General features: G+C 30.4%; 16 protein-coding genes. 7 read left to right on the top strand and 9 right to left on the bottom strand.

Going from position 1 to position 26337, the window contains the following annotated elements; all coding sequences use genetic code 11:
- Positions 1–74: 74 nt before the first annotated feature.
- Complete coding sequence (locus Q1A46_RS12200; protein ID WP_299678832.1) at positions 75–7331, bottom strand: leucine-rich repeat domain-containing protein; 7257 nt, start codon at positions 7329–7331, stop codon at positions 75–77.
- Between the two features lie 370 nt (positions 7332–7701).
- On the opposite strand from Q1A46_RS12200, the gene asnS reads away from it, so the two are divergent.
- From asnS to Q1A46_RS12185, 3 genes are all read left to right on the top strand, one after another.
- Complete coding sequence (asnS, locus tag Q1A46_RS12195; RefSeq protein ID WP_299678828.1) at positions 7702–9135, top strand: asparagine--tRNA ligase; 1434 nt, start codon at positions 7702–7704, stop codon at positions 9133–9135.
- Between the two features lie 87 nt (positions 9136–9222).
- A complete protein-coding gene (gene rpoN / locus Q1A46_RS12190; RefSeq protein ID WP_299678825.1) occupies positions 9223–10686 on the top strand; it encodes an RNA polymerase factor sigma-54 in 1464 nt (487 codons plus the stop codon).
- Entirely contained in the window at positions 10686–11285 is a 600-nt protein-coding gene (locus tag Q1A46_RS12185) for a hypothetical protein (RefSeq protein WP_299678822.1), read from the top strand. The genes rpoN and Q1A46_RS12185 overlap by 1 nt, the downstream gene beginning before the upstream one ends.
- Here Q1A46_RS12185 and Q1A46_RS12180 read toward each other — a convergent pair whose 3' ends face one another.
- The 6 genes from Q1A46_RS12180 to Q1A46_RS12155 all read right to left on the bottom strand — a co-directional run bounded on the left by Q1A46_RS12180 (position 11286) and on the right by Q1A46_RS12155 (position 15589).
- Positions 11286–11951 carry a porin family protein gene (locus tag Q1A46_RS12180; protein ID WP_299678819.1) on the bottom strand — a complete coding sequence of 222 codons (666 nt, stop codon included), beginning with the start codon at positions 11949–11951 and terminating at the stop codon, positions 11286–11288. It abuts the gene before it with no gap.
- A gap of 79 nt (positions 11952–12030) precedes the next feature.
- A complete protein-coding gene (locus tag Q1A46_RS12175; RefSeq protein WP_299678816.1) occupies positions 12031–12504 on the bottom strand; it encodes a biopolymer transporter ExbD in 474 nt (157 codons plus the stop codon).
- 18 nt (positions 12505–12522) lie between these two features.
- On the bottom strand, positions 12523–13155 hold the full coding sequence (locus tag Q1A46_RS12170) for a biopolymer transporter ExbD (RefSeq protein ID WP_299678813.1): 633 nt from the start codon (positions 13153–13155) through the stop codon (positions 12523–12525).
- A gap of 6 nt (positions 13156–13161) precedes the next feature.
- Positions 13162–13599, bottom strand: coding sequence for a hypothetical protein (locus Q1A46_RS12165; RefSeq protein ID WP_299678810.1), 438 nt, complete (start codon positions 13597–13599; stop codon positions 13162–13164).
- Positions 13600–13612: 13 nt separating this feature from the next.
- Positions 13613–14329 carry a MotA/TolQ/ExbB proton channel family protein gene (locus Q1A46_RS12160; RefSeq protein WP_299678806.1) on the bottom strand — a complete coding sequence of 239 codons (717 nt, stop codon included), beginning with the start codon at positions 14327–14329 and terminating at the stop codon, positions 13613–13615.
- Positions 14330–14557: 228 nt separating this feature from the next.
- Complete coding sequence (locus Q1A46_RS12155; RefSeq protein ID WP_299678803.1) at positions 14558–15589, bottom strand: asparaginase; 1032 nt, start codon at positions 15587–15589, stop codon at positions 14558–14560.
- A gap of 102 nt (positions 15590–15691) precedes the next feature.
- Between Q1A46_RS12155 and Q1A46_RS12150 the strand changes: the two genes are divergently transcribed.
- Positions 15692–16390 (top strand): zinc metallopeptidase, encoded by a 699-nt coding sequence (locus tag Q1A46_RS12150; RefSeq protein ID WP_299678800.1) that lies wholly within the window; start codon positions 15692–15694, stop codon positions 16388–16390.
- Positions 16391–16446: 56 nt separating this feature from the next.
- Positions 16447–16953 (top strand): hypothetical protein, encoded by a 507-nt coding sequence (locus Q1A46_RS12145; protein WP_299678797.1) that lies wholly within the window; start codon positions 16447–16449, stop codon positions 16951–16953.
- Between the two features lie 18 nt (positions 16954–16971).
- Here the strand turns inward: Q1A46_RS12145 and Q1A46_RS12140 are convergent, their stop codons facing one another.
- Together Q1A46_RS12140 and Q1A46_RS12135 are read right to left on the bottom strand one after the other, a co-directional pair.
- Positions 16972–20487: a discoidin domain-containing protein gene (locus Q1A46_RS12140; RefSeq protein ID WP_299678794.1), complete on the bottom strand. Its 3516-nt coding sequence runs from the start codon at positions 20485–20487 to the stop codon at positions 16972–16974.
- 29 nt (positions 20488–20516) lie between these two features.
- Positions 20517–22541 carry a M12 family metallo-peptidase gene (locus tag Q1A46_RS12135; RefSeq protein ID WP_299678791.1) on the bottom strand — a complete coding sequence of 675 codons (2025 nt, stop codon included), beginning with the start codon at positions 22539–22541 and terminating at the stop codon, positions 20517–20519.
- Positions 22542–23159: 618 nt separating this feature from the next.
- Here Q1A46_RS12135 and Q1A46_RS12130 point away from each other — a divergent pair.
- Both Q1A46_RS12130 and Q1A46_RS12125 read left to right on the top strand, forming a co-directional pair.
- Positions 23160–25541: an outer membrane beta-barrel protein gene (locus tag Q1A46_RS12130; RefSeq protein WP_299678788.1), complete on the top strand. Its 2382-nt coding sequence runs from the start codon at positions 23160–23162 to the stop codon at positions 25539–25541.
- Between the two features lie 5 nt (positions 25542–25546).
- On the top strand, positions 25547–26329 hold the full coding sequence (locus Q1A46_RS12125; RefSeq protein WP_299678785.1) for a CPBP family intramembrane glutamic endopeptidase: 783 nt from the start codon (positions 25547–25549) through the stop codon (positions 26327–26329).
- The last annotated feature ends 8 nt before the right edge of the window (positions 26330–26337 follow it).

Genomic DNA, 26337 nt, shown 5'->3' with positions numbered 1-26337 from the left:
AACGCACATTTCTTTAAAAGTGTGCGTTTTTGTTTCTCAATCCAAATTATACAAATTATCTAAACTAAAATCCTTTATTTTTTAATCAATCGTTTTACTATTCTTCCTTGAGTTGATTGAATATTTATCATATACACTCCCGATGGTAAATCTTGAATGTTCAATTTCTCTGTTACCTTATCAATAGACTTTACTTTTACTCCTGTTATAGAGAAAACATCTATTCTTTCTATATTAATATTATTTGAAACATCAATATTTACAATACCATTCGTTGGGTTTGGATATAAAACAATAAAGTTCTTCAACGCTTCATTCTCTATACTTAAAGTACTATCAAATGTAGCTGTAACTGTTCCTGTTCTTAAGGTTAATCCTGTAACAACAGTGTTTGTAATTTGACAATAATAAGTTCCATCATCAGCAGAAGAAGGATTCAAAATATCGTAACTAGCTTCATTCGCTCCTGTGATTGGCGATCCATTTTTATACCACTGATATACATTATTATTTCCTGATACTTGAGCTTCTAATCGATAATCTGCATCAGTCAACTCTACTGTTTCATCTTCACTAACATTGGCTTGTGTTTGGTATAAAAACTGAACAAATGTGCTATAAGTTGAAAACTCATTTTCAAAATCACCAAACTGGAAGTTATTATTATCAATGTAAAAATTATTTAATGAAGTGATATTAGTTAAGTCAGGAATAGTTCCTTTTAAATTATTCGAAGAAACTAAAAGAGTCTCTAATTTAGTCAGTTGATTTAAACTTGATGGCAAGTTATTTTCTAAATTATTTGTATTTAAATCTAAATATTTTAATTCCGATAAACTACCTAAACTTTCTGGTAAAGTTCCTGTAAGATTATTACTACTTAAATTAATTCTAGTAATATGTTTACCTCCATTTACAATTTCTGTAGTTATTCCTTGCCATTTGGTTGTATTAAAAGGTGAGTTCATGATTGCTCTATTCAAAACTCCGGTCCAGTTTTCATTGTTTGTCCAACTTCCACCACCTAAAGCATTATACATATCAACTAAAGCATTTATTTCTTCATTCGGAACATTGTTGTAAGCAGTACAATCTTGTCCCCAAACAATATTTGGATTTCTTTGAGCAAATGTTGAATTTCCCCAATCTGAAACTGTAGTTTGAGGAACAGCTATACAATTTAAATAGGCGTTAGAAAAACTGAACGATCTTGAAAAACCTCCATCAAAATCAAATTGATTATCGAAAACCTGTGGAGAAATACCAATTTTAAGCCCTGTAATTTCATTAGAACTTACATGCAATGATGTTAGATTTACTAGATTAGAAAAGTCCAAATTTCCTTCAATTGCATTTCCTTGAATATCTAAATGCTTTAATAAACTTAAATTATTTACTTCTGTAGGAAGCGCACTTAATGTTTTCTGACTTGTAATTATATCAAACTGACTACTTAAAGTTAGCTGTTCTAAATTTATTAATTCTCCTATTTCAGCTGGAATTAATGAAATTGTATTATTTGATATTTTAAATATTTTTAATTGACTTAAATTTCTAATTTCAATTGGCAATTCTCCCTCAAGTAAATTAGAGTTTAGCTCTATTTTAGTTACATGTTTTTGTCCGTTTATCATAGCTGTAGTAACACCAAACCAAGCACCAACATTTACTTTTTGAGTTATATCTGAATTCCAAAGTACTCCGTTATATGAACTTGTTAAATCGTTTCTCCAATTATTTCCATCTGTTGCATTAAATAATGCTATTAAAGCTTCTCTCTCTACATCTATAATACTATTGTTGGTAACACCACTACAATTATCTGAATATACAACACCATTATCTAGAATTCCATTTTGCTCATTAAACTCTGATAATTGCCAAGACACTAATTCGTCACTTGGTACTTCCACACAACCACAAGCATTTCTTAATAAAGAAAATCTACCAAAATTAGAAGTTCCAAAAGAAGTTGGAGAAACATTTAATTTTAGATTACTAATATTGTTATATTCTAATTTTAAATTATTTAAAACCGTTAAGTTATTTAAATTAATATCTCCAGAAATTCTATTCATCCCTGCTATTAACTCTTTTAAATTTGCCAAGCTATTAATTATAGTTGGTAATTCTGTTAATAGGTTATCTTCTAAAATTAGGAACTCTAAATTTGAAAGATTTCCAATAGATGTTGGTATACTAGTTAGTTTATTCGTTCTTAATTCTAATCTTTTTAAGGTAGAAATATTTCCTAAATTACTTGGTAATGAAGTAAACGAACGTTCATTAGAACTCGTTTCTATTTGATTATTAATATATAATTCTTCTAAACTTGCTAAATTTCCAATACCTGATGGTAAAGTGATTAAAGAATTTGAATTTAAATTTAAACGCAACAAACTCGATAAATCCCCTATTTCATCTGGTAAAATTGTTAAACCTTGAGCTGATAAATCTAATCGCTCTAGTTTTTTAAGTTCTCCTATTTCTGGTTTAATCTCAGTTAAATTAGATCTTCCTGCAGCTGTACTTGATAAATTGATTTCTTGTAATTCAGTTAAGTTTTTAATTTCTGAAGGAATAAACCCATTCAAATTTCTATTTAAAATCTCAAGTTTTACAACATGTTTTTGTCCGTTAACTATAGCTGTTGTAACACCACCCCAAGCACCAACATTACTAATACTACTAGGATCTGTATTCCAAAACTGTCCTGTCCAATCTGTTCCTCCACCTGTAGCATTGTAAAAAGCAATTAAAGCTTCACGTTCTAATTGCGGTACTCTGAATCCTGTACAATTGTCACTAAAAGCAACTCCATTATCTATACTTACTACACCACCTGGAGAAGCTTCCCAATTACTAACTTCTGAAGCAGGGACTTCGATACAACTTAAATTCGGATTACTAGTTAAATGAACTGAAAAAGGTCCTACACCTAATTTCAATCCACTTATTCTATTATCTGTAAACTGAAGAAAACTCAATGTAGAAATATTACTTAAATCAATATCTCCTTCAATTCTATTAGCTGAAGCATTAAAATTTTTTAAACTTGATAAATTATTTATTGATGACGGTAAACTTGTTAAGTAATACGTTGTCCCTCCATCAAAAGTAACTTGATTTGCAATACTAAGATTTTCTAAGTTAGATAAATCACCAATTTCTTCGGGCAAACTTATTAGTCTATTGTACTCGATATCTAGAATTTTAAGAGCGTTTAGATTCCCAATTGTAGCAGGTAAACTCGATAACTCATTACCTCTACCAGAGCCGTCTCCTAAATATAACTGTTCTAAAGCTATTAATCCATCAATAGTATTTGGCAGTGATGTTAATTTATTATCTTGTAGATATAATTGTTTTAAGCTTGTAATATTACCTATCTCATCAGGCAAAATAGTTAAGGTTTTTTCTCTAGTACTTACATTATTTTGACTAGTTATTCTTAACTCTTCTAATGCAGCAAAATCACCAATTCCAGCTGGCAAACTCGTTAATGAATTGTTTGAAAGATCTAAATAAATTAAACTTGACAAACTCCCTATTTCTGTTGGTAAAGCTGTTAACTTATGTCCTGTTAAATCTAGTCGTTCTAATTTTATTAGCTCTCCAATTTCTGGTTTTATTTCTATTAAATTACCTCTACCATTAAACACTCCTAAGTTTAATTCTACTAATTCAGTTAAGTTTTTAATTTCTGAAGGAATGAAACCATTTAATCTTCTATTAGAAAGATCTATTTTTACAATATGTTTTTGTCCATTTACAATAGCTGTTGTAACACCGTTCCATGCACCAACATTACTTAAACTATTTGGATCTGTATCCCAAAACTGTCCTGTCCAATCTGTTCCTCCACCTGTAGCATTGTAAAAAGCAATTAAAGCTTCACGTTCTAATTGCGGCACTCTGAATCCTGTACAATTATCACTAAAAGCAACTCCATTATCTACAGTAACTGAACCTGTAGTTGATGCTGAAGTTTCCCAATTACTAACTTGACTGGTAGGAACTTCTATACAAGTTAAATTCGGATTGCTTGATAATTGAGAGAAAAATGGAGCTTTCCCCAATTTTAAACCAGAAATTCGATTATCAAAAAGTTGTAAATCTGTTAAAGTAATAATGTTACTTAAATCAATATCGCCTTCAATTCTATTAGAAGAAGCATGAAATGTTTTTAAATTAGATAAGTTATTTAATGTAACTGGTAAACTTGTTAAATAATACGTTGTTCCTCCGTCAAAAGTAACTTGATTAGATAGATATAAACTTTCTAAACTTGATAAATTCCCTATTTCATCTGGTAAACTATTTAATCTATTGTAGGCTATATTTAACGTTTTTAAATTTAATAAAGCACCAATAGTAGAAGGCAAAGTTGATAATTCATTCCCATTTCCAGAATTATCTCCCAAATTTAAATCCTCTAAAGCTGTTAATCCATTTATAGTATTAGGAATTGAAGTTAATCTATTTCCTTGAAGAGATAGCTTTTTTAAACTTGTTAATCCTCCTATTTCATTTGGTAATGAAGCTAATGTTTTTTCACCTGTTGTTGTATTATTTTGACTGGTTATTCTTAATTCTTCTAAAGCATTTAAACTTCCTATTCCAGAAGGTAAACTTGTTAATGAATTGTTTGATAACTCTAAATAAACTAAACTTGATAAGGTTCCTATTTCTGTAGGTAAGGTTGATAACTTATGGCCTGTTAAATCTAATCGTTCTAATTTTGTTAACTCTCCTATTTCTGGTTTTACTTCAGTTAAATTTCCTCTACCATTAAATATTCCTAAATTTAATTCTACTAATTCAGTTAAGTTTTTAATTTCAGAAGGTATAAAACCATTTAAACCAGAATTCCTTACTTCTAATTTTACAACATGTTTTTGTCCGTTAACTATAGCTGTTGTAACACCTCCCCATGCACCAACATTACTCAAACTATTGGGATCTGTATTCCAAAACTGACCATTCCAATTTGTTCCTCCGCCAGTAGCATTATAAAATGCAATTAAAGCTTCACGCTCTAATTGTGGTACTCTAAATCCTGAACAATTATCACTAAAATCTACACCATTATCTGTACTAACTGTATTTAGGGAAGTCGATTTCCAACTAGCAACCTGATCTGAAGGCACTTCAATACAACTTAAATTCGGATTAAAAGTTACTTGAGTAGAAAATGGACCTGTTCCTAATTTTAATCCACTTATACGATTATCAAAGAGCTGCAAATTATTTAAAGTAATACTATTACTTAAATCTATATCGCCTTCAATACGATTTGAACTTGCTTCAAACCTTTTTAAACTTGTTAAGTTTGTTATCGTAGTTGGTAAACTAGTAAGATGATAAATAGTTTCAGTATTAAAACTTGTTTGATTTGTAATATTTAATTCCTCTAAAGCAGATAAATTTCCAATTTCTACAGGTAATCCCGTTAATTGATTATTCTGTAATTGTAATTTTTTAAGTCCATTTAAACTTCCAATTCCAGAAGGTAAACTGCCTAATCTGTTATTTTGTAATGGTAATTCTGTTAACAATGTTAAACTACCAATTGTATTAGGTAATTCTGTAAGCTTGTTATCATGAAGTGTTAACTCTTGAAGCAATGATAAATCACCTATATTACTTGGAAGTTTAGTATCGAAAATTGCATTATCTTCTCCTAATCTGTTATTGTGTAATCGTAGAAATTTCAATTTAGTGAAACCTCCTAAACCAGCTATTACTTGTAAATCGTTATTATTTAAATATAGCGTTTCTAACTCGGTTAGATTTGAAAACTCTGCTGGAGTATTTGAGATACTGTTAGAAGATAAATCTAACAACTTAAGTAATGTTAATTGACCAAATTCTGAAGGTATACTAGCTATTTGATTATTAGAACCTGTTATAGAAGTTAATAATCTTAAGTTTCCTAATTCTGGCGGTAATAATGTAATTCTATTATTTTGAAACTGTATAGTTTTCATATTAACCAGATTACCAACCGAACTAGGAATTTCATCTATAGAATTAGAACTAAAATTAAATTGTTCTAAAGCTGTTAAATTTCCTAAACTATCTGATAATGTAGGAATTTGATTAAAATGAATTGATAAGTTTTTTAATGTACTTAAATTATAAAACTCTTCTGGTAAACTTGTTAACAAATTTGAAGTCAAAACTAAATTTTCAAGTTTTGGCAAACTTCCAAATTCTACAGGTAAACTAGCTAGTGAGTTTTGTGATAGATTTAATATTTGCAACTCTGGTAAATCGCCTATTTCTGGAGGTAATCTTTGTAGACTACAACCAGTTAAATTTAATTGTTTCAATGCTGAAAGCGCATTTACTTGAGAAGGCACTTCATTGTTAAACAAAGTTCTATCAGCAATAAAAACACCTGTAATTCTTAATTCACCATTTATCTCTTCTGTTTCAATCCACTCTTTATCATTAGAACCATTTCTAATTGTATTACTATATCTAATATCTAATCCACTTCCAATAAAAAAACGTGGAATAGCTTCCCTTTCTGAAACAACAGGTCGTACTGATCGATCTACATTTGTAGTACTTGAAACTATTCTAACTCCAATATCAAAATACGAGTTTCTTAAATTATAAAAATTTGTTATTCCGGAATTTACTTCAACATAGGCAAGTTTCGGCGTGTTTTTAATTCTTAAAGCTCCTTGATTATTTCCGTTTACACTAGCAGGGATTTGTAAATAACTAATACCTGTATCACTGATCGCTACAGAAGTAAGGTTATTAAATGAACTTAAATCCAATTCTCCTGAAAAGTTATTTTCAGATAATGTGAGCATATCTAAAGATGTTGGAAACATTGCTTCAGATAAATTTCCTTGTAAATTATTATTATCCAATCTTAATTGAACCATATTTGATCCAGAAAAATCAGGAATTTGACCTGTAAGATTATTGTCAAATAAATACAAATATTGTATCACAGAAGGAAGTTTAGATAGATCCAATTCTCCTGAAATATTATTCATTTCTAAACGAATAATAGTAGTACTTATTAACCCACTTAAATCGGGTAAAGTTCCTGTTAAATTATTATTGAATAAATCTACTCTGCTAACCCTGACTTCGCCTAATCCATTTCTTAAAATAGACACACCATGCCAAGTTGAAACATCCGAATTAGAATTAGGATCCGTATCCCAATTCGTATTATTCGTCCAATTGTCACCGTCAGTAGCATTATATAATGCTATTAACGCTTCTCTCTCTGCTTGTGACACCTGTCCTTGTGCTCCCCAAAACACCACAAGAGAAAGTAATAAAAGTAGTTTTGTTTTCATGTATATGTTCTTTAATCCATCAAAACTACATTCACAAATTCTAGAAGTAAATACCTATAAGTAGGTGTTTTAAAAAAACAAAAGGCCCTCAATTAAGAGAACCTTTGTTTTAAATTGATCAGATAAACATATGAAGTTTATCTCTATACATTATATGCCCCAATATTATGAAATTATTATCAAATAATCATGATATATTTTCGATTTCGATAAGAAATGATAAATAAATATCTCATTCCGTAAATTCAATATTAAAAAGTTTGAAAGTTCTGCTATAAATCCACTTATTTCTGTAAGTAGTTTATAAACATTATTGTAATTTCTATCTAATAAATTATATTTGTCGCTGAAATTTGTTAACCTATTTATAATGACAACAAGTAGTGTAAAAGAGCTTTTAAGTTCAGATCAGTTTTTACAAGAAGTATGTGTGAAAGGTTGGGTAAGAACCTTCAGAAGTAATCGTTTTATTGCATTAAACGATGGTTCTACAATTAAGAATATTCAATGTGTTGTTGATTTTGAAAATACTGATGAAGCTTTATTAAAAAGAATTACTACTGGTGCTGCTGTTGCAATAAAAGGAACTTTAGTAGAGAGCCAGGGTAAAGGTCAATCAGTTGAAGTTCAAGTAAACAATTTAGAGATTTTAGGAGATTCGAATCCTGATGAATATCCTATTCAACCTAGAAAACATGGATTTGAATTTTTAAGAAAAAATGCTCACTTAAGAGTTCGTACCAATACATTTAGTGCTGTAATGCGTGTGCGTTCTGCACTTTCTTTTGCTGTACATCAATACTTTCAGCAAAACGGATTTTATTATGTAAATACACCTATTATTACAGGTTCTGATGCTGAAGGAGCTGGTGAGATGTTTAAGGTAACCAACTTTGAACCAAATAAAGCACCATTAAACGAAGAAGGAGAAGTGGACTATGGCCAAGATTTCTTTGGTAAGCAAACGAACTTAACCGTATCTGGGCAGTTAGAAGCTGAAACCTATGCAATGGGATTAGGTAAAGTATATACATTCGGACCAACATTTAGAGCTGAAAATTCTAATACAACTAGACACCTAGCAGAATTTTGGATGATAGAACCTGAAGTTGCATTCTACGATTTAGATGCAAACATGGATTTATCTGAAGATTTTATTAAGTATGTTTTACAATATGTTTTAGATAACTGTAAAGATGATTTAGAGTTCTTAGAAAACAGACTTTTACAAGAAGAAAAAACAAAGCCACAAGCTGAAAGAAGCGAAATGTCTTTAATTGAAAAGTTAAAGTTTGTTGTAGATAATAACTTTAAGCGTGTTTCTTATACAGAAGCTATCGATATTTTACGTAATTCTAAGCCTAACAAAAAGAAGAAATTCCAATTTCCAATCAACGAGTGGGGAGCAGATTTACAATCAGAACACGAGCGTTATTTAGTAGAAAAGCACTTTAAATGTCCTGTAATCTTATTCGATTATCCAGCGAAAATTAAAGCATTCTACATGCGTTTAAATGACGATGGTAAAACAGTAAGAGCTATGGATGTTTTATTCCCTGGTATTGGAGAAATGGTTGGTGGAGCTCAAAGAGAAGAGCGTTTAGATGTATTAAAAGAAAAAATGGCTGCTTTAGATATTCCTGAAGAAGAGTTATGGTGGTATTTAGATACTAGAAAATTTGGTACAGCAGTACACTCTGGTTTCGGTTTAGGTTTTGAACGTTTAGTGTTATTTACAACTGGTATGAGTAACATTAGAGACGTTATTCCTTTCCCTAGAACACCACAAAATGCAGAATTTTAATTCTACAGTGATATATTAACAAGATCATCGTCATTCTTCGCTAAGAATGGCGATTTTCTTTTTCTTTGAATTCATATATTTGTAATTATGTTAAAGCAAAGTTTACATCAAAAATTATTACAAAAATTATCTCCTCAACAAATACAGTTGATGAAGTTGATTCAATTACCGACACAAGCGTTTGAAGAACGTTTAAAACAGGAAATTGAAGAAAATCCTGCATTAGATACTGGAAAAGAAGAAGCTGATAATTTTGATGATAGCTTAAGTAATGAAAGTGAATATGATGATACTGGCAATGAAAAGATTGATGCTGAGGATATAAATATTGACGAATATTTAAGTGATGATGAATATCCGAGTTATAAAACTCAAAGTAATAATTATTCTGCTGACGATGAAGAAAAACAAGTTCCTTATGCTGCTGGAACAACTTTTCATCAGTCTTTAAAAAATCAATTAAATACATTCCGTATAAATGAAGAAGAAAAAGCTATTGCTGAGTTTTTAGTTGGAAGTATAGATGATAGTGGATATATAAGAAGAGAAATTATCGATTTAGTCGATGACTTGGCTTTTACACAAAATGTATTTACAACAGAAGAATTAGTAGAAAAAGTACTTACAAACGTTGTCCAAAAATTAGATCCAATTGGTGTTGGTGCTAGGGATTTAAAAGAATGTTTAATTATTCAGTTAAAAGCTAAAAGCGAGACTAAAAGTAGAGCTTTAGCTATAAGTGTATTAGAAAATGCTTTTGATCATTTTGTAAAGAAACATTATAAAAAACTTTTAGATAAATTCAATGTTTCTGAAGAAGAATTAAAAGAAGTTATTGGTGAAATTTCTAAATTAAATCCAAAACCTGGTAGTTCATACGCTGGAAACAATAAAATAGCTGAACAAATTGTTCCTGATTTTACCATTAGAATTATAGATGGACAATTAGAACTGACTTTAAATTCAAGAAATGCTCCAGAACTTCATGTTTCAAGAGAGTATAATGAAATGTTGAAAGGATATCAGAGTTCTAAAGACAAAAGTAAGTCTCAGAAAGATGCTGTTTTATTCATAAAACAAAAGTTAGATGCTGCCAAATGGTTTATAGATGCAATTAAACAACGCCAGCAGACTTTATTGGTAACAATGAACTCTATCATGCATTATCAATATGATTATTTTCTAACAGGAGATGAACGTAAGTTAAAACCAATGATTCTTAAAGATATTGCAGATCAAATTAACATGGATGTTTCTACGGTATCTAGGGTTGCAAACAGTAAATATGTATCTACTCCTTACGGAACAAAGTTGATTAAAGATTTTTTCTCTGAGTCTATGAAAAATGATCAAGGAGAAGATGTTTCTACAAGAGAGATCAAAAAGATTTTAGAAAATGTTATTGCTGAAGAAGATAAACGTAAACCTTTAACAGACGAAAAACTTTCTAAAATACTTAAAGAAAAAGGATATCCTATAGCTCGAAGAACAGTGGCTAAATACAGAGAACAACTAGATATTCCTGTAGCACGTTTAAGAAAAGAAATTTAATGAGTTGGCAAAAAGTTTTATCAACAATTTTGCATCCTGTAGTTATGCCAACTATAGGTATACTTACCTATTTCATAATAACACCAAATCATATTACAATTAGAGAACAGTTATATCTCTTCATTACTGTTTTCATTACTACGTATTTATTCCCGATGCTATTATTAATTTTTCTGAAATTAACGGGAAGAATAAAGTCTTTTGAAGTTCCAAGTATCAAAGAGCGTAAAGTACCATTATTCTTAATGACTTGTATTTTTTTGTTTCTAGGAAAGTTCTTCCAACAATATACTATTGTAAATGATTTATCTTTTCTTTTTTATGGAACTCTATTAGGTTTAATTGCAGTTTACTTTATTTTCTTTTTAAACATAAAAACAAGTTTACATTTGTTATCGGCGGGAAGTGCTTTAGGTTTTTTTGTGACTTTACAATTAATATATAATATTTCTTTACTTCCTTTAATAGTCATTTTTATGCTTTTAGCTGGTCTTTTAGCTACTGCTAGGTTAGATCTTAAAGCACACACTCCTAAAGAAGTTTATTTGGGCTTTTTTATAGGTTTTAGCTGTCAACTTATAGTTTATTACACACTATAACTATAAGAGATAAAAAATGAGTCCAAACTTAATGATATTAGAATTTACACTTGTATTGTTTATAACTACATTTTTATACACTGGAGTTAAACCATAATACATGTAAAAATTAAAGGTTCCGTAACCTGCTGATAGCTCTAAACCTGTTTGAAAATTATTGTATATAGGAATATTAGCAAATTCAAATGAATTTCCGTTTTCTACATAGTTAAAACTATTGTTTAAGTTATATGTCATTTTTACTCCTGAATAAATTCTCCAAAAGGAATATGTAATTGCATCAGAAGTTCTCCATCTGAACTGAATTGGAAATTCCAAATTATGTAATACTAATTTATTTGAAGAAATATCTACAGCTAGTTGAATGGTGCTATCATCTAGAACTTGTATTCCGTGATTGAAAGAATTAAAACCATAACCTGCTCCTACTCCGATAGCAAAATTACCCTTTCTATTTAATGGAATATCTCTGATATAGCCAAAAGACAAACTATAAGAAAAACCTGTACTACTTGTTCCTTTAGGCTGATTTAACATGATATCATAACTTACCCCTAAATACAGTTGATCTTCTAAATATTTGTCTCCTAACTTCAATGAATCAGCTTGCGAAAACAAAATATTACAAGTAATAATAAATACTAAACAAAAAAGACGTTTCAACATAAATTAAAATTTACTTTATAAAAATAAAAAAGAGCAATAAAACTATTGCTCTTCTTTAACTATTTAGAAATAATATTTCTTATTGTTTAATGCTACTTCCTTTTTGAGTTGATAAACTCAATTTAAGTGCATTTACCTCTCTTAACTGTAAACGAATATCAGTTAAAGTTCCTACGTTTGATTCTTTATCTGCCTTTATAGAAGTCGTCATAAATGGTATCTCTTTATCAGATACTTGCTGACGTTCATTTAAGATAAATGCTGGTATATCATCTGGTGTAGCTATTTTATCATTCAATTGAATTCTATTGTATTTAGAACCCCATTTTTCTTTATCCTTAGCTCTACCTACGTAGATAGTACTTACTAAACTTTTATGCTCTAATTTCTTTACTTCAGTTGCACTAGGTAAACGTGGACTATCTACTTTAAGATCAGTTTCACGCATTACTGTAGTTACCATGAAGAAGAATAATAACATAAATACAATGTCTGGTAAAGAGGCTGTTGATATGGCTTGTTGACCTGATTTTTTCTTTTTAAATTTAGACATAATTCAATGTTTTATAATTTAATTACTATCATCAGAATCTAAGTCAGTAATAATTTGAGGATAACTAGATTTTATATTTTCTAGCTTCTTTTTTAACTCCTCATCTTTACGACCAGTTTTCTTATATGCTTCTTCTAGCTCAGTGAATGAAATACCAAATCTTCTTTGGCATAATTTATTTCTTAACTCAGCATAAGCACTTAACAATTCATTTTGAATAGTCACATAAGTACCATAATCGGCAGCTCTGTCACTTTCAATTGATATAATGGCCTTGTTAGGGTGATCAGAAGAATCTGGATTTCTATCACCTTCACAATAGTCACACTCTGTTCCCTTATCAGTACCCGGCATTGGGTTTCCTATACCTCCACCGTTGTCGATAAATTTAAGTGCAGCGCTCTTCAAATCTTTTAACTCTAGTACGTCACCATCAACAAATAAATCATTATTTCTATTGATACTTATTTGAAAGATATTTTTCTCTTTAATTTTTGGTGGATCGTAATCCTTTGGAGGTTTTTCAGCTAATTTCTTAGAAATACCTGAATCTACATCCATAGTTGTTGTTACAAGAAAAAAGATAAGTAGCAAGAAGGCTATATCTGCCATCGAACCTGCATTAATTTCTGGGTTTTCTCTTCTTGCCATACTTTATTATTTAACTAATCCTTTGAATAAATCAAATACAAAGAATGCTCCTCCAGCCACTAATAAAATAAGGCTAGACCAAATACCTGTACTTGTTAATTTTGAAACAGAACTTCCTTCTGCTGCTATTATTTCTTTGTTAGCATCTAAAACTTGACTAGAATCAGAAACTAAAGACGAAACTAATAATATAACTCCAAGAACTACTAAACCTAATAAAGTTTTTTTAAGTGCTTTTGGATTTTTAGCTACTCCTAATATAGATGCTATCACTGCAATTGCTGCAGTAGCGATAAACATGATTATACCGAAAGTAACTATAGGACTAGATGCATCAGACATTGCAATTTTGTCTTCAGAATCTGTAATCATTACGTTGATAAAAAGACCGAAGCCTACAACTGAAATGACAGCTACTAATAGTGTTAATATTTTATTATTCATTTGCTAACTTTTATTATTTTTTATACTTAGCTAACAAATCAATTAAAGAAATTGATGCGTCTTCCATGTTATTTACTATACTATCTACTTTAGATACGATATAGTTATAGAAAATTTGTAAGATAATTGCTACTACTAATCCAAATACTGTAGTTAAAAGTGCAATTTTAATACCACCTGCTACTACCGCTGGAGAGATATCATTTGCAACTGCAATTTTATCAAAGGCGTCGATCATACCAATAACCGTTCCCATGAACCCAAGCATCGGTGCTAATGCGATAAATAAAGATAACCAAGAAATGTTCTTCTCTAATAATCCCATTTGTACTCCACCGTAACCTACTACAGCTTTCTCAGCAGCATCTAATCCTTCGTCTGCTCTTTCTAAACCTTGATAAAAGATTGAAGCAACAGGTCCTTTAGTGTTTCTACATACTTCTTTAGCAGCCTCTACACCACCAGAACTTAAAGCGTCATCAACTTTAGCTACTAATTTCTTAGTATTTGTTGTTGCCATGTTTAAATAGATGATTCTTTCTATTGCTATAGCTAAACCTAATATTAAAGTAACTAAAACAATCCCCATGAATTTAGGATCTCCCTCGATAAAACGTTGTTTTAATTCTTGGTGGAAAGTTTTTTCAACTACTTCTTGTGCGAAAGTTGACTGAATAGCCCCAAAGAACATGATTCCCGTAAGTGTAAGGGCATTTACTGCTTTTTTCATTTTGTTATAATTAATTTAAATAGTTAACGTGATAAAAATACAAATTTTTAAATTGTTTAAACTTGCGTACAAACTACAATCTCTTCACTTTTTTAAATCATAAAATATGTACCCCAAGTTTTCAGACTGCCAATTAACAAAAAAATGTTGGTTCAGTAAAGAAAATTAACGGTTATTGTTAAAATACTTTAAGTTTTTGATGTAATCAAGAATTCAATTAAGATAAATTTATGAAATCTCACCTCGTAATGGAGTTTCGAAATAGTATTTAAATTGTTGGTCTGTTAAATCTTCACCTAATAAGTACATCATCTTTGCAATTGCTGTCTCTGTTGTAATATCTTTTCCATTTATAATTCCCATATCTTTTAAATCTGTACTGGTTTCATACAATCCTAAAATTACACTTCCTCCTGAACATTGAGTTACATTAACAACTCGAACCCCATTTTTTATAGTCTTATGAATCAAATCAATAAACCATTTTTCTGTAGGTGCATTACCCGAACCATAGGTTTCTAAAATCAATCCTTTTAAACCTTCTACATTAACAATTGCTTCAACAACCTTTGGTGTAATACCTGGAAAAAGTTTGAGAATAACAATGTCTTCTACTAAGTTTTTTCTAAAAATTAATTTTGAATTTTTTGATTCATTTCTAAGCAATAAATGTTTATTAAAAGACAAATGAACTCCACTTTCTGCTAAAGGAGGGTAATTCATAGAAGAAAAAGCTTCAAACTGTTCTGCATTTATTTTTGTAGTTCTATTTGCTCTATATAATTTATATTCAAAATACAAACCTACTTCTTGAATTATTGGCTCTCCTTTTTCGGAAGCACAAGCAATTTCTATAGAAGTTATTAAATTTTCTTTAGCATCTGTTCTTAAATCTCCAATAGGTAATTGTGAACCTGTAAAAATTACAGGCTTCTGTAAATTCTCAAACATAAAACTTACTGCAGAAGAAATATAAGACATCGTATCCGACCCTGTTAAGACAACGAAACCATCGTATTTATTGTAATTCTTTTCAATTATTTCTGCGATTGTTATATAATATCCTGTATTCATGTTTGATGAATCTATTGGTTCATCAAATGAAATGGTGTCTATTTCACAATTCAACTGTTTTAATTCTGGAATTTTTTCTAAAATCTGACTAAAATCAAAAGCTCTAAGTGCATTTGATTTATAATCTTTCACCATACCAATTGTACCTCCGGTGTACACTAATAATATATTAGGACTATTTGTCATTTTGTCAACTTTTTAACCCCTTTTTAATTATGGAATAATTTATGTTGTAAATTTATCAAACTAAGAAAGAATACAATTAACAAAAGATAAAAAAGTACACCTATGTTTGGATATTATATAATTATTGGAATTATAGCTCTGGTAAGTAGTGCAGTTAGCAGTTCATTAAAAAGAAAATTTAAAAAGTACTCTAAACTTCATTTAAGAAATGGAATGAGTGGTGCCGAAATAGCACAAAAAATGCTTGATGATCATGGTATTTATGATGTAAAAGTAATTTCGACTCCAGGCCGTTTAACAGATCATTATAACCCAAGAGACAAGACCGTAAATTTGAGTGAAGTTGTTTATCATGAAAGAAATGCCGCTGCTGCTGCTGTTGCTGCACATGAAGTTGGACATGCTATACAACATGCTCGTGCATACAAATGGTTAACAATGCGATCGAATATTGTTCCGTTAGTTGGTATTGCCTCTAAGTTTTCTAATGTTTTAATAATGGCGGGATTAGTATTAGGACTGTCTTCTAGTTTTGGATATACCATTTTATCAGCAGGAGTTGGATTATTTGGAGTAACAACTTTATTTAGCTTTATCACATTACCTGTTGAATATGATGCTAGTAATAGAGCTTTAGCTTGGTTAAAAAACAAGAACATGGTTTCCAGAGAAGAACTAGCAGGTGCGCAAGATGCTTTAAAAGCTGCCGCAAGAACATATTTAGTTGCTGCAATTGGTTCTTTAGCAATGTTATTATATTGGGTAATGCAATTAATGGCTGCACAAAGTAGAGATGATTAATAATAAAAACCTGTAAGGTTTTATCATTTATAACGTCGAAGCAATAAATTTTAATTATGAAAAAATTTATTGCTTTTCTTATTTTAACTATGTCTATTAGTTTTTCAATACAAGCTCAAGATATGACACTTAGTAAACTTGAAAAAATATTTGAAAACGCTAGTGATAGTATAGTTAGTCAAAAGCCGCAATGGCGATTTCTTATAAAAAACATTCCTTTTATTGCCATAGCAGATTCTACTCACAATAGAATGCGAATTATTTCTCCAATTGGTGAAAGTGATAAATTAAACGAAGAATTGAAAACAGCTTCTTTAATGGCTAATTTTCATACTGCTTTAGATGTTAAATATGCTATTTCTGATAATATTTTATGGTCTGTATTTATTCATCCTTTAAAAGAGTTAACCGAAGATCAAGTTTACGACGCTGTGAGCCAAGTATATTATGCACACGTAAATTTTGGAACTACTTTTTCGAGTACATCTTTAGTATTCCCAGGAAATAGAAGGCCTCAAAAAAAGCCTAAGAAAGTTGAGAAAAAAATTCTCAAAAAGATATAATTAAAAGCCTCAGTATATTTACTGAGGCCTTTTTTTTTTACCATCTTCAAATTGTAGAATATAAAATCCTGTTGAAACCGTATTCACATTAATAATCAAATTCTCTCCATCAAATACTTTTGCAATAGGTAACACTTTACCATTTACTCCAATTAACTTTAAGTTTCTTGCCGATTTAAGAGACGGAATTCCTTTTACAATAAGTTTATCTTTAAAAGGAATTGGATACACTTTAATTCCTCCAAAATCTTGTAAATCTACACTTGGAGCTATTTCATTTGTTTTTGAAACTTGATTTACAGCTTCTTCAGGTGAATCTATATACTTTACAGAAAACTCAGCAATAGAAGCCCATCGTTTACCATCTACTTCAGAAAGTGCTCTAAAATATAAATAACGTGTTTTGAATTGTTCAAAATCTGCCGATTGTTTTAATGTTGATTTTTGGAATGATCCTGTTGAAAGTTGTTCCCAATTACTTCCATCCCATCCAAAAAGAATATATTCTTTTACCATTCCTGTAGTTCCTGATTGACGACCTTGATATGAAAATCCTACTACTTCTTTTTCTTTACCTAAATCTATCGCTATAAAATGTGGATGTGATGTATTATCATCGTACCAATTTGAATGCCAATAAGTATTTGGATCTCCGTCGGCAGCTTTCTCTTTCGAATGATCTGCATTAGTAGTTTCTTCACTATTGGTATCGTAAACTACACAACCAATACAATCTTCTTTAATATCTGGTTCGTTCGAATTATCATTCACTTTAACTTCTACTACATTAGAAAAATCTGAATAATCAGAACTATCATAAGCTCTAACTCTATATTGGTAAGTTCCTTCAGCAAGGTTTTCATCTGTATAAGTTGTTAAATCATTTACAAAATTGATTCTACTAAATCCTTGTCCGTCGTTTCTCTGAATTGTAAATCCTGATTCATTATTAGAATTGTCTTTCCATGTTAATGTTACATTTTTATCAGTTAATGTAGCAGTTAAATCACTTGGAGGAGTAATTGTATTATCGGTAATTGTTACTTTTATTTCTACTGTATTGGAAAAATCTGAATAATCAGTTCCATTATAAGCTCTTACTCTGTAAGTGTAAGTTCCATCAGCCAAATTTTCATCTGTATACGTAGTTTGATCGTTTATAAATCCTATTCTACTAAACCCCTGTCCGTCATTTCTTTGAATTGTAAATCCTGACTCATTATTAGAATTATCTTTCCATGTTAATGTTACATTTCTTTCATTCAAAGAAGCAACTAAATCACTTGGAGGTGTAATTTCAGTATCTGTATTATCTTCACTATACAAATCAGATTCCCAAATACCTCTTCCGTAAGTAGCCAAACGAAGCTTTCTTGTACCATAGTGAATTTCTAAATCTGTAGTTTGAACACCAGGAAGGTTTTTAGAAAACGAAACCCAAGAACTCAAATTATCATTTGTATAGTAAACACCAGATTGCATTCCTACATAAAGACCATTTTTACTTGTATCATCAAACACTAAACATTGAGCAGCAATATTTGGTAAATTACTTCTGATGTTAGTCCAATCACTTCCTGCGTTTGTAGAAACATATACTCTTGAACCAGTTGCTGCAATAGCAACTCTTTCTGGATTATTTGGATCGACAGCTATAAAGTTTACATCACCTCTAAAATTACTTACTTCGGTCCAAGTCGGATTACTGCTTTGTCCGTTTTTAGTTCTCCAAACTCTTCCTTCTTGAGCTATATAAATGTAGTTGTTATTCGATTTAGCAATTGCCATTTCATCTAAATTACCACCAACATTTATTCTTGAGGTAATGTTAGTCCAACTTCCACTTCTTCCACCATTATTACTTCTATATAAGTTTCCATATCCTACATAAATCTTTCTACTATCAATAGGATCCATGGTAAATGGTGTTACCCATTCTCCACTAAAATTCCCTGGCTTACTAATATTTCCAATACTGTTTCCACCGTCTGTACTTTTATACAAACTACCGAACTGAACAGTTCCGTAAACAATATTTCTATTGGTATGATCGATAAAACACTCCATTCCATCTGCACCTAGCCACTCAACAAATTGTCTGCTAGAACCTCTCATAATATTAGTTCCATTGTCTTGCGCTCCACCAACAATCATATTAGCGTCTGTTGCTGAATTTCCTATTCTATAATATTGACGAACAGCTAATCCTCCTTGAGTTAAATCGCGCATATTATTTCCACGATCTGAACTTCTGAAGATTCCACCGTCACTACCTACATAGATAGTTCCGTTGATATATTGCATTACTTCAATATCAGCATGAACATAAGAACGATCTCCAGGACTACTCCATGATGCTAATTTTGTAAATGAAACTCCACCATCTAAAGACCTAGAATAATCCATTCCTCCAACATGAACTTCATTTGCATTTGTATTTGAAACTGTGATTGCCATATCTCTTGAAGCTTGTGTGAAATATACATCACTTGTAGATAGTGTTTGATAACTTGATCTTGTAGAGAAACTAGATCCGCTATTCGTAGATCTATATATGTACCCAAAACTGCTACCTCTTTTTTGTACTAAATACACCATATTTGGATTTGCAGGAGTTACAGCCATTTTCATACGTTCTGTTCTACTTAAACCACTGGTAATTCTACTAAAAGAAGCACCTCCATTTGTTGATTTATAAAAACTACTTCCGCAGGCATAAACTACATTTGTATTTCCTGGTTTAAATTCTACATCTTCTGAATTTGCATTTAATACTGAAGAAAAACTAGCTCCTTTGTTTGTAGAACGATATAGCGCTCTAGAAGTTCCTATAAAAATTGTATTTCCATTAGGATGAATTAAAATTCTTCTTGGTGTTCCGCTTACTCTATAAATCTGCGACCAAGACGAACCTCCATTGCTAGATCTCATGATTTGTCCAGCAGAATTTCCAAGGTAGACAATATTAGAATTTGTTGGATCTATAGCTATAGACCAAATAGACATGTTTGTCATATTATCTCCTAAAGGTGTCCAAGAAGAACCTCCATTTGTAGTTTTCCAAATACCTCCACCAGGTGAACCTGCATAAATAATATTTTGTTGATTTGATTCAACAGCAATAGAAACTATTCTACCTAAACCTGGAGACCAGCTTCTAGTTCTAGTCCAGTTAAATGGACCTAATTCTTTCCATCCACTCACATTTCGTGCTTGTCTAGATTGAATTTCTTTTGTGTTGTACTGCTTGTTAAATTTTTCACATTCATCTACAACTTGCCTGTCACTAATTACACGACCATTTGCATCTTGATTACGTTTTGCCCAATACAAGTTTCGCATGAATAATTTAAATCCACTGCCTTTACCTTTACTATGAGTTTCGTAATATTTTTCTCCTAAGCGTTCTAGCTTTTTGACTTTTAAGTTTTCTTTCTGAGATAATTCGTATAACTCTTGAGCCTTGGCAATGGAGAAATTACACGATAGCAGTATTACTGCTATCGTTAATTTTAATGAGGTTAATTGTTTCATTTATAATTGGTTTTTAGTTGATCGTATTCTTATTTTATCATAACTTTTTTAGCAACACTTGTTTTTCCATTCGTAATTTTTAATAGATAGATTCCTTTAGGTAAAGCTTTTACATCAATTTTTTCTGAAACTGTAGCTCCTGGAGAAATTCTGTTAACTTGTTTAGCTAATACTAATTTCCCTAAGATATTTCTAAGACTCACTTTAGTTTCTTTAGTTTTCATGTGTTTTACTTTGAAGTTTAAAAATTCCTTTACAGGATTGGGATACACATTAAGAGCAATCTTCTTAAAGTTATTTTTTCTTAGAGAGTTTAATTTGATTCCAGGTTGTGAAGAACAAGTTGCTAATTCTATCCATTCAGCTCCATTCCATTCAAATGCTTTTCCTTGATAAATAACTTTATCACCAGGCTGGTAATTTGTATTCTCTTGCCAAGGATCTATTCCAGAACAAGGATCTCCATTTTGATTATCACAAGAACCTAAACCTGTCCAATCGTTATTCTCTCTTTTGAATAAATTACCCTGATATACAACTAAATCACCTTCTTTATAAGTAGTATTGCCGGTCCATTCATCAACACCATAACAATTATCAGAACTACAAAGCCCTAGATCATTCCAATCATTATTCGCTGTTCTTTCGAATAATCTACCATTGTACACTACTTTATCTCCTGAAGTATAATTTGTATTCTCGGCCCAATTGCTAACTCCCGCACAACTAACTTCATCTCCATTACCTCCTCCTCCGTTGTCTGAACACGAATCCACGCAACTTGCTCTGTTAATACTTCTTCGTATCACACTTGCAGGCTGTGAACCAAATCCTTTTCTTAGATTTGTTCCTACACTATTAAGATGACAATAACTCATGATTGTTCCTCCGTCTGAAGGAGCTCCTGGTCTACTACAATTTCCTTCTGTTTGATAACAACCATCAATAGCAGTATTATTTCCATTCCAAACACAAGCATGTGTATGACTAGAACCAAAATTATGTCCTAGTTCGTGAGCAATTGTTGAAATATTCCACGAGTAACGAGGTACATTCGAATAATTTCTATAAATACCAGATAAACCATAACGATACGAGCCACAAAGTGCATTAACCCAAGCAACTCCTCCTGAATAATTATAGGTTACAAAATGGCCTAAATCACCATTAAATCCGTTTCTATTTCTGTAACTTCTATAACTATCTAGGTCATTAAAAGGCGCTGTTGAAGTCCAAGCTCTAATTCCTGAAAGTTTCAAATTAACTCCTTCATCATTATAAAGAATAGCAACTTGATTGAACATAGCTTCAACAAAAGCTGACGCAGCACTTGCTCCTCCTTTATCTCTTACCACATCATTCGCAATATCAAAAAAGATTTTTGGGCATTTACCTGCATTTGCTGCTGGTTGTTTACTCTTGTTTTCTAATTCTTTAGGCGCTTTAAGATGATGTGTTTTTTCTATTTGACATTTAAAATCATTTAAATGACTTATATCTTTGTCTTCGTATAAAATATGATTGCTACTTCCTTTTACTTTTCCTAAAACAAAATTCCCAACCTTATCGTCTAAACTTATAAAACCATATACCTCGCCATTTTGAATTGAAATAGCAGCCCTAGAATTGTTATGGTTTTTTATTATTCCTCGGTAATGTGTTATACTAGATGGTTGTGTTATTTCTTTAGAAGGTAATGCTATAGAAGTAAAATCATCTGATTTAATAGAGACTTTTACCAACTGTAAAATCATTGTTGATGACTTATTTGGCAATGGTAAATTGATAGTTTCAGGAGAAACTTTAGTATTTAAAAAGCGGCTCATAGCCTGAGGACTCAACGATAATAATTCATAATTTCTGAATTCCTTCGGTATTTTAATTCGTTGTTTTCTTCTACTATTCTTTCCGAAATTAAAAAGATTTATTTCTTCAAATTTCTGTCCTTCAGATTGAGCTGATAAAATACGTTCTCTAGGTTTAATTTTTTGTGCAGTGCACGTTAAAGATATTATTAGTACATACAATACCAACAACTTAAAGTTTGTTTTCATGTTTTCTATTAAAAAAAAATTGGTTGGGAGATAGTTAAAATGAGATATAAGGTTAGCTAGGCCTATAAAACTTACATTTTAAAAGCTATCAATAAATACTACTATAAAGCCTAAAAAGACTTCATACTTTTCAATAAAATATCCGGATAAATTATGCTGTGTTAATCAACAGCTACCATATGGTGCATTCAATTAGAATGCTATCCATTTATCATATTATTAATTTAGGACTACAATGGTTAGTTATTGTTTTTAAGGGAATTAAGTAAGTTTTCATATAATAGGGGATTTTGGTTAATTAAATTGGTTAACCAAATATACATACTCTTATTCAAATTATTGCAACTAATATGCAGATTTTCACATAAAAAAACACTTATAAACACATGTTAATCAACAAGATCACTACATTATTAACAACGATTTAAACAGAATATTAAAGCTATTTCATCAACTTCCTATAAACTATTGATTATTAGCTAAAGATTTGGAATAATATAGATTGACTTTATAAAAGTCTGTTTCAACCTATTTTTATCCCAATTCAACAGTTTTGCATTTCATATACTTTGTAACAATTATAATTTTGGATTGTCTTTAAAAAATAAAAATTCAATTATGAAATTATTTAAACAACTACTATTCTTCTTTCTTATTGGTATTTATAACCTATCAGCTCAGTTTTCTATCAATGGAAAAATAACAGATAAACAAAACCAACCTTTACCATTTGCTAATGTGATTCTTTTAAGCAACGAAAAAGAAGCACTACCAAAAGGTATGGTTTCAGATGATAATGGAAATTACATTTTTGATAAAGTAAAAAAGGGAACATACACTATTGAAATATCAATGCTAGGTTTTAAAACTAAAAATCTTAAAACTTTTGAATTAAACAGTAATAAAACTTTCAATTTTACTTTAGAAGAAGAAAATGAGTCTCTTGATGAAGTTGTTATAAAAAGTAAAAGACCAGTAATTAGGCAAACAGCTGAAAAACTAGTTTTAGATTTAGAAAAATCTGAAATGCTAAATAGTAACTTACAAGATGTCGTAAAAAGAGTGCCAGGAGTTATTGTAACCAATAATGGAATTAATTTTGCTGGGCGATCGGACATAAGAATTTTGATTAATGGAAAAACTACTGACTATATGGATGTAGAAACTTTATTACAAAACTTACCTGCCGATAATATCGCTAAAGTAGAATTAATAGAACAACCTGGTGCTGAATTTGATGCAGAAGGCTCTGGACCAATTATAAATATCATCTTAAAAAAGAATGTTCGTTTAGGAACTCATGGATCTGTTGGAGTTTGGGTTGGTGAAGATGAAGGAATTGAATACGGTGCTAATGCTTCTATTGCTAGTTATAAAAACAAATTAAATTGGCAATTAAGTACAGGATATTCTGCACCAACATGGAGAAACGATCTTTTTATTAACCGTAGAGTTGTAGATCCAGGCACAAATGAAACAGTTACTTATGACCAAGCAACTATAGAACCTTTTGATCCAAAAAACACTTGGCTATCTGGTAGTATTGATTATTACATTAATGATAAAAATACCATTGGTTTTAGTACTCGATATAACAACACAATGTCTGACAGAATAGGTAGCAGTAATACTGAAGTTCGTTCTACAACTAACATTGAACGTTTTGTAACTGAAAACTCTTTTGATAGAGAACGAAATACATTCAGTATTAATCCGTATTATGAGTTTAAATCAGATAACGATAAATTCATTTTAGATTTTAATTATGTAAATTTTGTAAATGAAAACACAAATACAATCGATGCTGTTAACGGTAATACTGTTCCTTTTGTAAACCAAAGATATTTGCAAGATGGTAAATATACTATTAGAACAATAAAAGCAGATTATAACAAAAATATTACAGATGATTTTAAAGTTAGTTTTGGTTCTAAATTTTCTCATGTAGATACAGATAGCGACCTAAAGTTATTCACTCAAAACACTAATGGTGATTTCGATTTTCAGGCTGATGATAGTAATCGTTTTATTATCGATGAAAGAATTTTTGCACTATACACAAAAGTAAATTATAAATGGAGTGATTGGTCTTTATCTGCAGGTGTTCGATACGAAAACAGTGATACTAGAGGAACATCTACATCAACTGATGAAACTAGAACTCGAATTATTTCTCAACTTTTCCCAAGTGCTTCTTTAAGCAAAAAACTTACCGAAAAGTTAGGAGCAAATGTTGCATATAGTTATAGAATTAGAAGACCAAACTATAATAGTTTAAATTCTTTTGTTACTCTTTATGATCCTTTAACTTCTGAAGTTGGTAACCCAGCTTTAAAACCAGCATTTACAAATAACTTACAGTTTAATTTAACTTTTGATAATCAACCTTTTTTTACCGTAAGTTATAGTGAAACTAGTGACGATTTATTCTTATTTATCTCACAAGATGATGCAACAGCCCAAATTTCTAGAACAACCATTAATCTTCAAGATAGACAAAACTGGAACTTCAGATTATTCGGACCTCTAAGCTTTATTGAAAATCTTGATGGATTTACAGGTTTCATTGTAGATTATAACAAATTTGAATCAAATGAATTAAGTCCGAACTTATTTTTATCAAAATGGAATTTAGGTTGGTACACACAAGCTAGTTATAAATTACCTTGGGATATTAATGCGGAAATGTCTAGTTACTTTGGTACTGGAGCTTTAGAAGGACAAATTGATGCTGGTTGGATCGGGGATTTAAGTTTCTCTTTTGGTAAAAAGTTCTTAGATGACAAGTTAAAAGTTAACTTAGGAATTAACAAAGTATTGAACAGAGGTTTTGTTGGTACTGTGAATTACGATAATATTGATGCTAATATTGAAAGTAACGGATCTCGTCAAAATGTTCAACTACGATTAACATATAGTTTCGGATCTAGATTCGGAAAGAAAAAAGCAAAAAGAAATGCATCTGAAGAAGAACAAAATAGAATAGATAACAACAACTAATTGCTATGAAAAAGACATTACAATACACAATTTTATTTATCATCTTAATCTTAATAAAATCTATTATTAACGTCAACATAAAGAGTTATTTGATTTTTCATAATGTTGAAAACTATAATATTGTTTTAGTAACAAAAACAATAAGTAACATTATACTAGGTATAATTTCAATCTTAATAGTTAAGAAACTAGATTTAGTTAAATTTAGTGGTATCAAACCGGTTAAAATCGAGAAAAAATTATTATTAATTTTCCCATTAGTTTATATCGTTGGATTAAATTTACTGTTTGCTGATGATATTCCGAATTTTACAACCACTAACTTAATTGTCTTATTAACTTACTGTTTAAGTATTGGTATTGCTGAAGAATTAAGTTTAAGAAGTGTCTTAATACCTCTTCTGATAAAGTACTTTGGCTATTCAAAAAAATCAATAATTAAATCTGTTCTTATAGCAGCTACTATTTTTGGATTACTACACTTTATAAAATTCGATAAAGGAGTTTACGGCGAAATTTCACAATTCTTCTTTGCAACCTTTATTGGAGTCATGTTTGGAGCTTTATTAATAGTAACCAAAAGAATTTATCCGTTAATTATAATTCATATACTTATCGATTTTGCTGCAAAACTTGACGATATTGGCGTGAATTTTAAACCAGAAGGCATCAATGAAACAGATTTAACTGGAGCTATTTTCACAGTTATTATTACATTACCTTGTTTATTTTATGGAATGTATATTATGAAAAAACACATTCCAAATGAGCTTGCTATAACAAAATAGACCAACAA

Source organism: uncultured Tenacibaculum sp. (genome assembly GCF_947502995.1).
GTDB lineage: Bacteria > Bacteroidota > Bacteroidia > Flavobacteriales > Flavobacteriaceae > Polaribacter.
This window is presented reverse-complemented; position numbering and strand designations above follow the sequence as displayed.

Coding starts and splice junctions, on each gene's coding strand:
- Q1A46_RS12200 (WP_299678832.1), bottom strand. CDS start 7,331: ATGAAAACAAAACTACTTTTATTACTTTCTCTTGTGGTGTTTTGGGGA.
- asnS (WP_299678828.1), top strand. CDS start 7,702: ATGACAACAAGTAGTGTAAAAGAGCTTTTAAGTTCAGATCAGTTTTTA.
- rpoN (WP_299678825.1), top strand. CDS start 9,223: ATGTTAAAGCAAAGTTTACATCAAAAATTATTACAAAAATTATCTCCT.
- Q1A46_RS12185 (WP_299678822.1), top strand. CDS start 10,686: ATGAGTTGGCAAAAAGTTTTATCAACAATTTTGCATCCTGTAGTTATG.
- Q1A46_RS12180 (WP_299678819.1), bottom strand. CDS start 11,951: ATGTTGAAACGTCTTTTTTGTTTAGTATTTATTATTACTTGTAATATT.
- Q1A46_RS12175 (WP_299678816.1), bottom strand. CDS start 12,504: ATGTCTAAATTTAAAAAGAAAAAATCAGGTCAACAAGCCATATCAACA.
- Q1A46_RS12170 (WP_299678813.1), bottom strand. CDS start 13,155: ATGGCAAGAAGAGAAAACCCAGAAATTAATGCAGGTTCGATGGCAGAT.
- Q1A46_RS12165 (WP_299678810.1), bottom strand. CDS start 13,599: ATGAATAATAAAATATTAACACTATTAGTAGCTGTCATTTCAGTTGTA.
- Q1A46_RS12160 (WP_299678806.1), bottom strand. CDS start 14,329: ATGAAAAAAGCAGTAAATGCCCTTACACTTACGGGAATCATGTTCTTT.
- Q1A46_RS12155 (WP_299678803.1), bottom strand. CDS start 15,589: ATGACAAATAGTCCTAATATATTATTAGTGTACACCGGAGGTACAATT.
- Q1A46_RS12150 (WP_299678800.1), top strand. CDS start 15,692: ATGTTTGGATATTATATAATTATTGGAATTATAGCTCTGGTAAGTAGT.
- Q1A46_RS12145 (WP_299678797.1), top strand. CDS start 16,447: ATGAAAAAATTTATTGCTTTTCTTATTTTAACTATGTCTATTAGTTTT.
- Q1A46_RS12140 (WP_299678794.1), bottom strand. CDS start 20,487: ATGAAACAATTAACCTCATTAAAATTAACGATAGCAGTAATACTGCTA.
- Q1A46_RS12135 (WP_299678791.1), bottom strand. CDS start 22,541: ATGAAAACAAACTTTAAGTTGTTGGTATTGTATGTACTAATAATATCT.
- Q1A46_RS12130 (WP_299678788.1), top strand. CDS start 23,160: ATGAAATTATTTAAACAACTACTATTCTTCTTTCTTATTGGTATTTAT.
- Q1A46_RS12125 (WP_299678785.1), top strand. CDS start 25,547: ATGAAAAAGACATTACAATACACAATTTTATTTATCATCTTAATCTTA.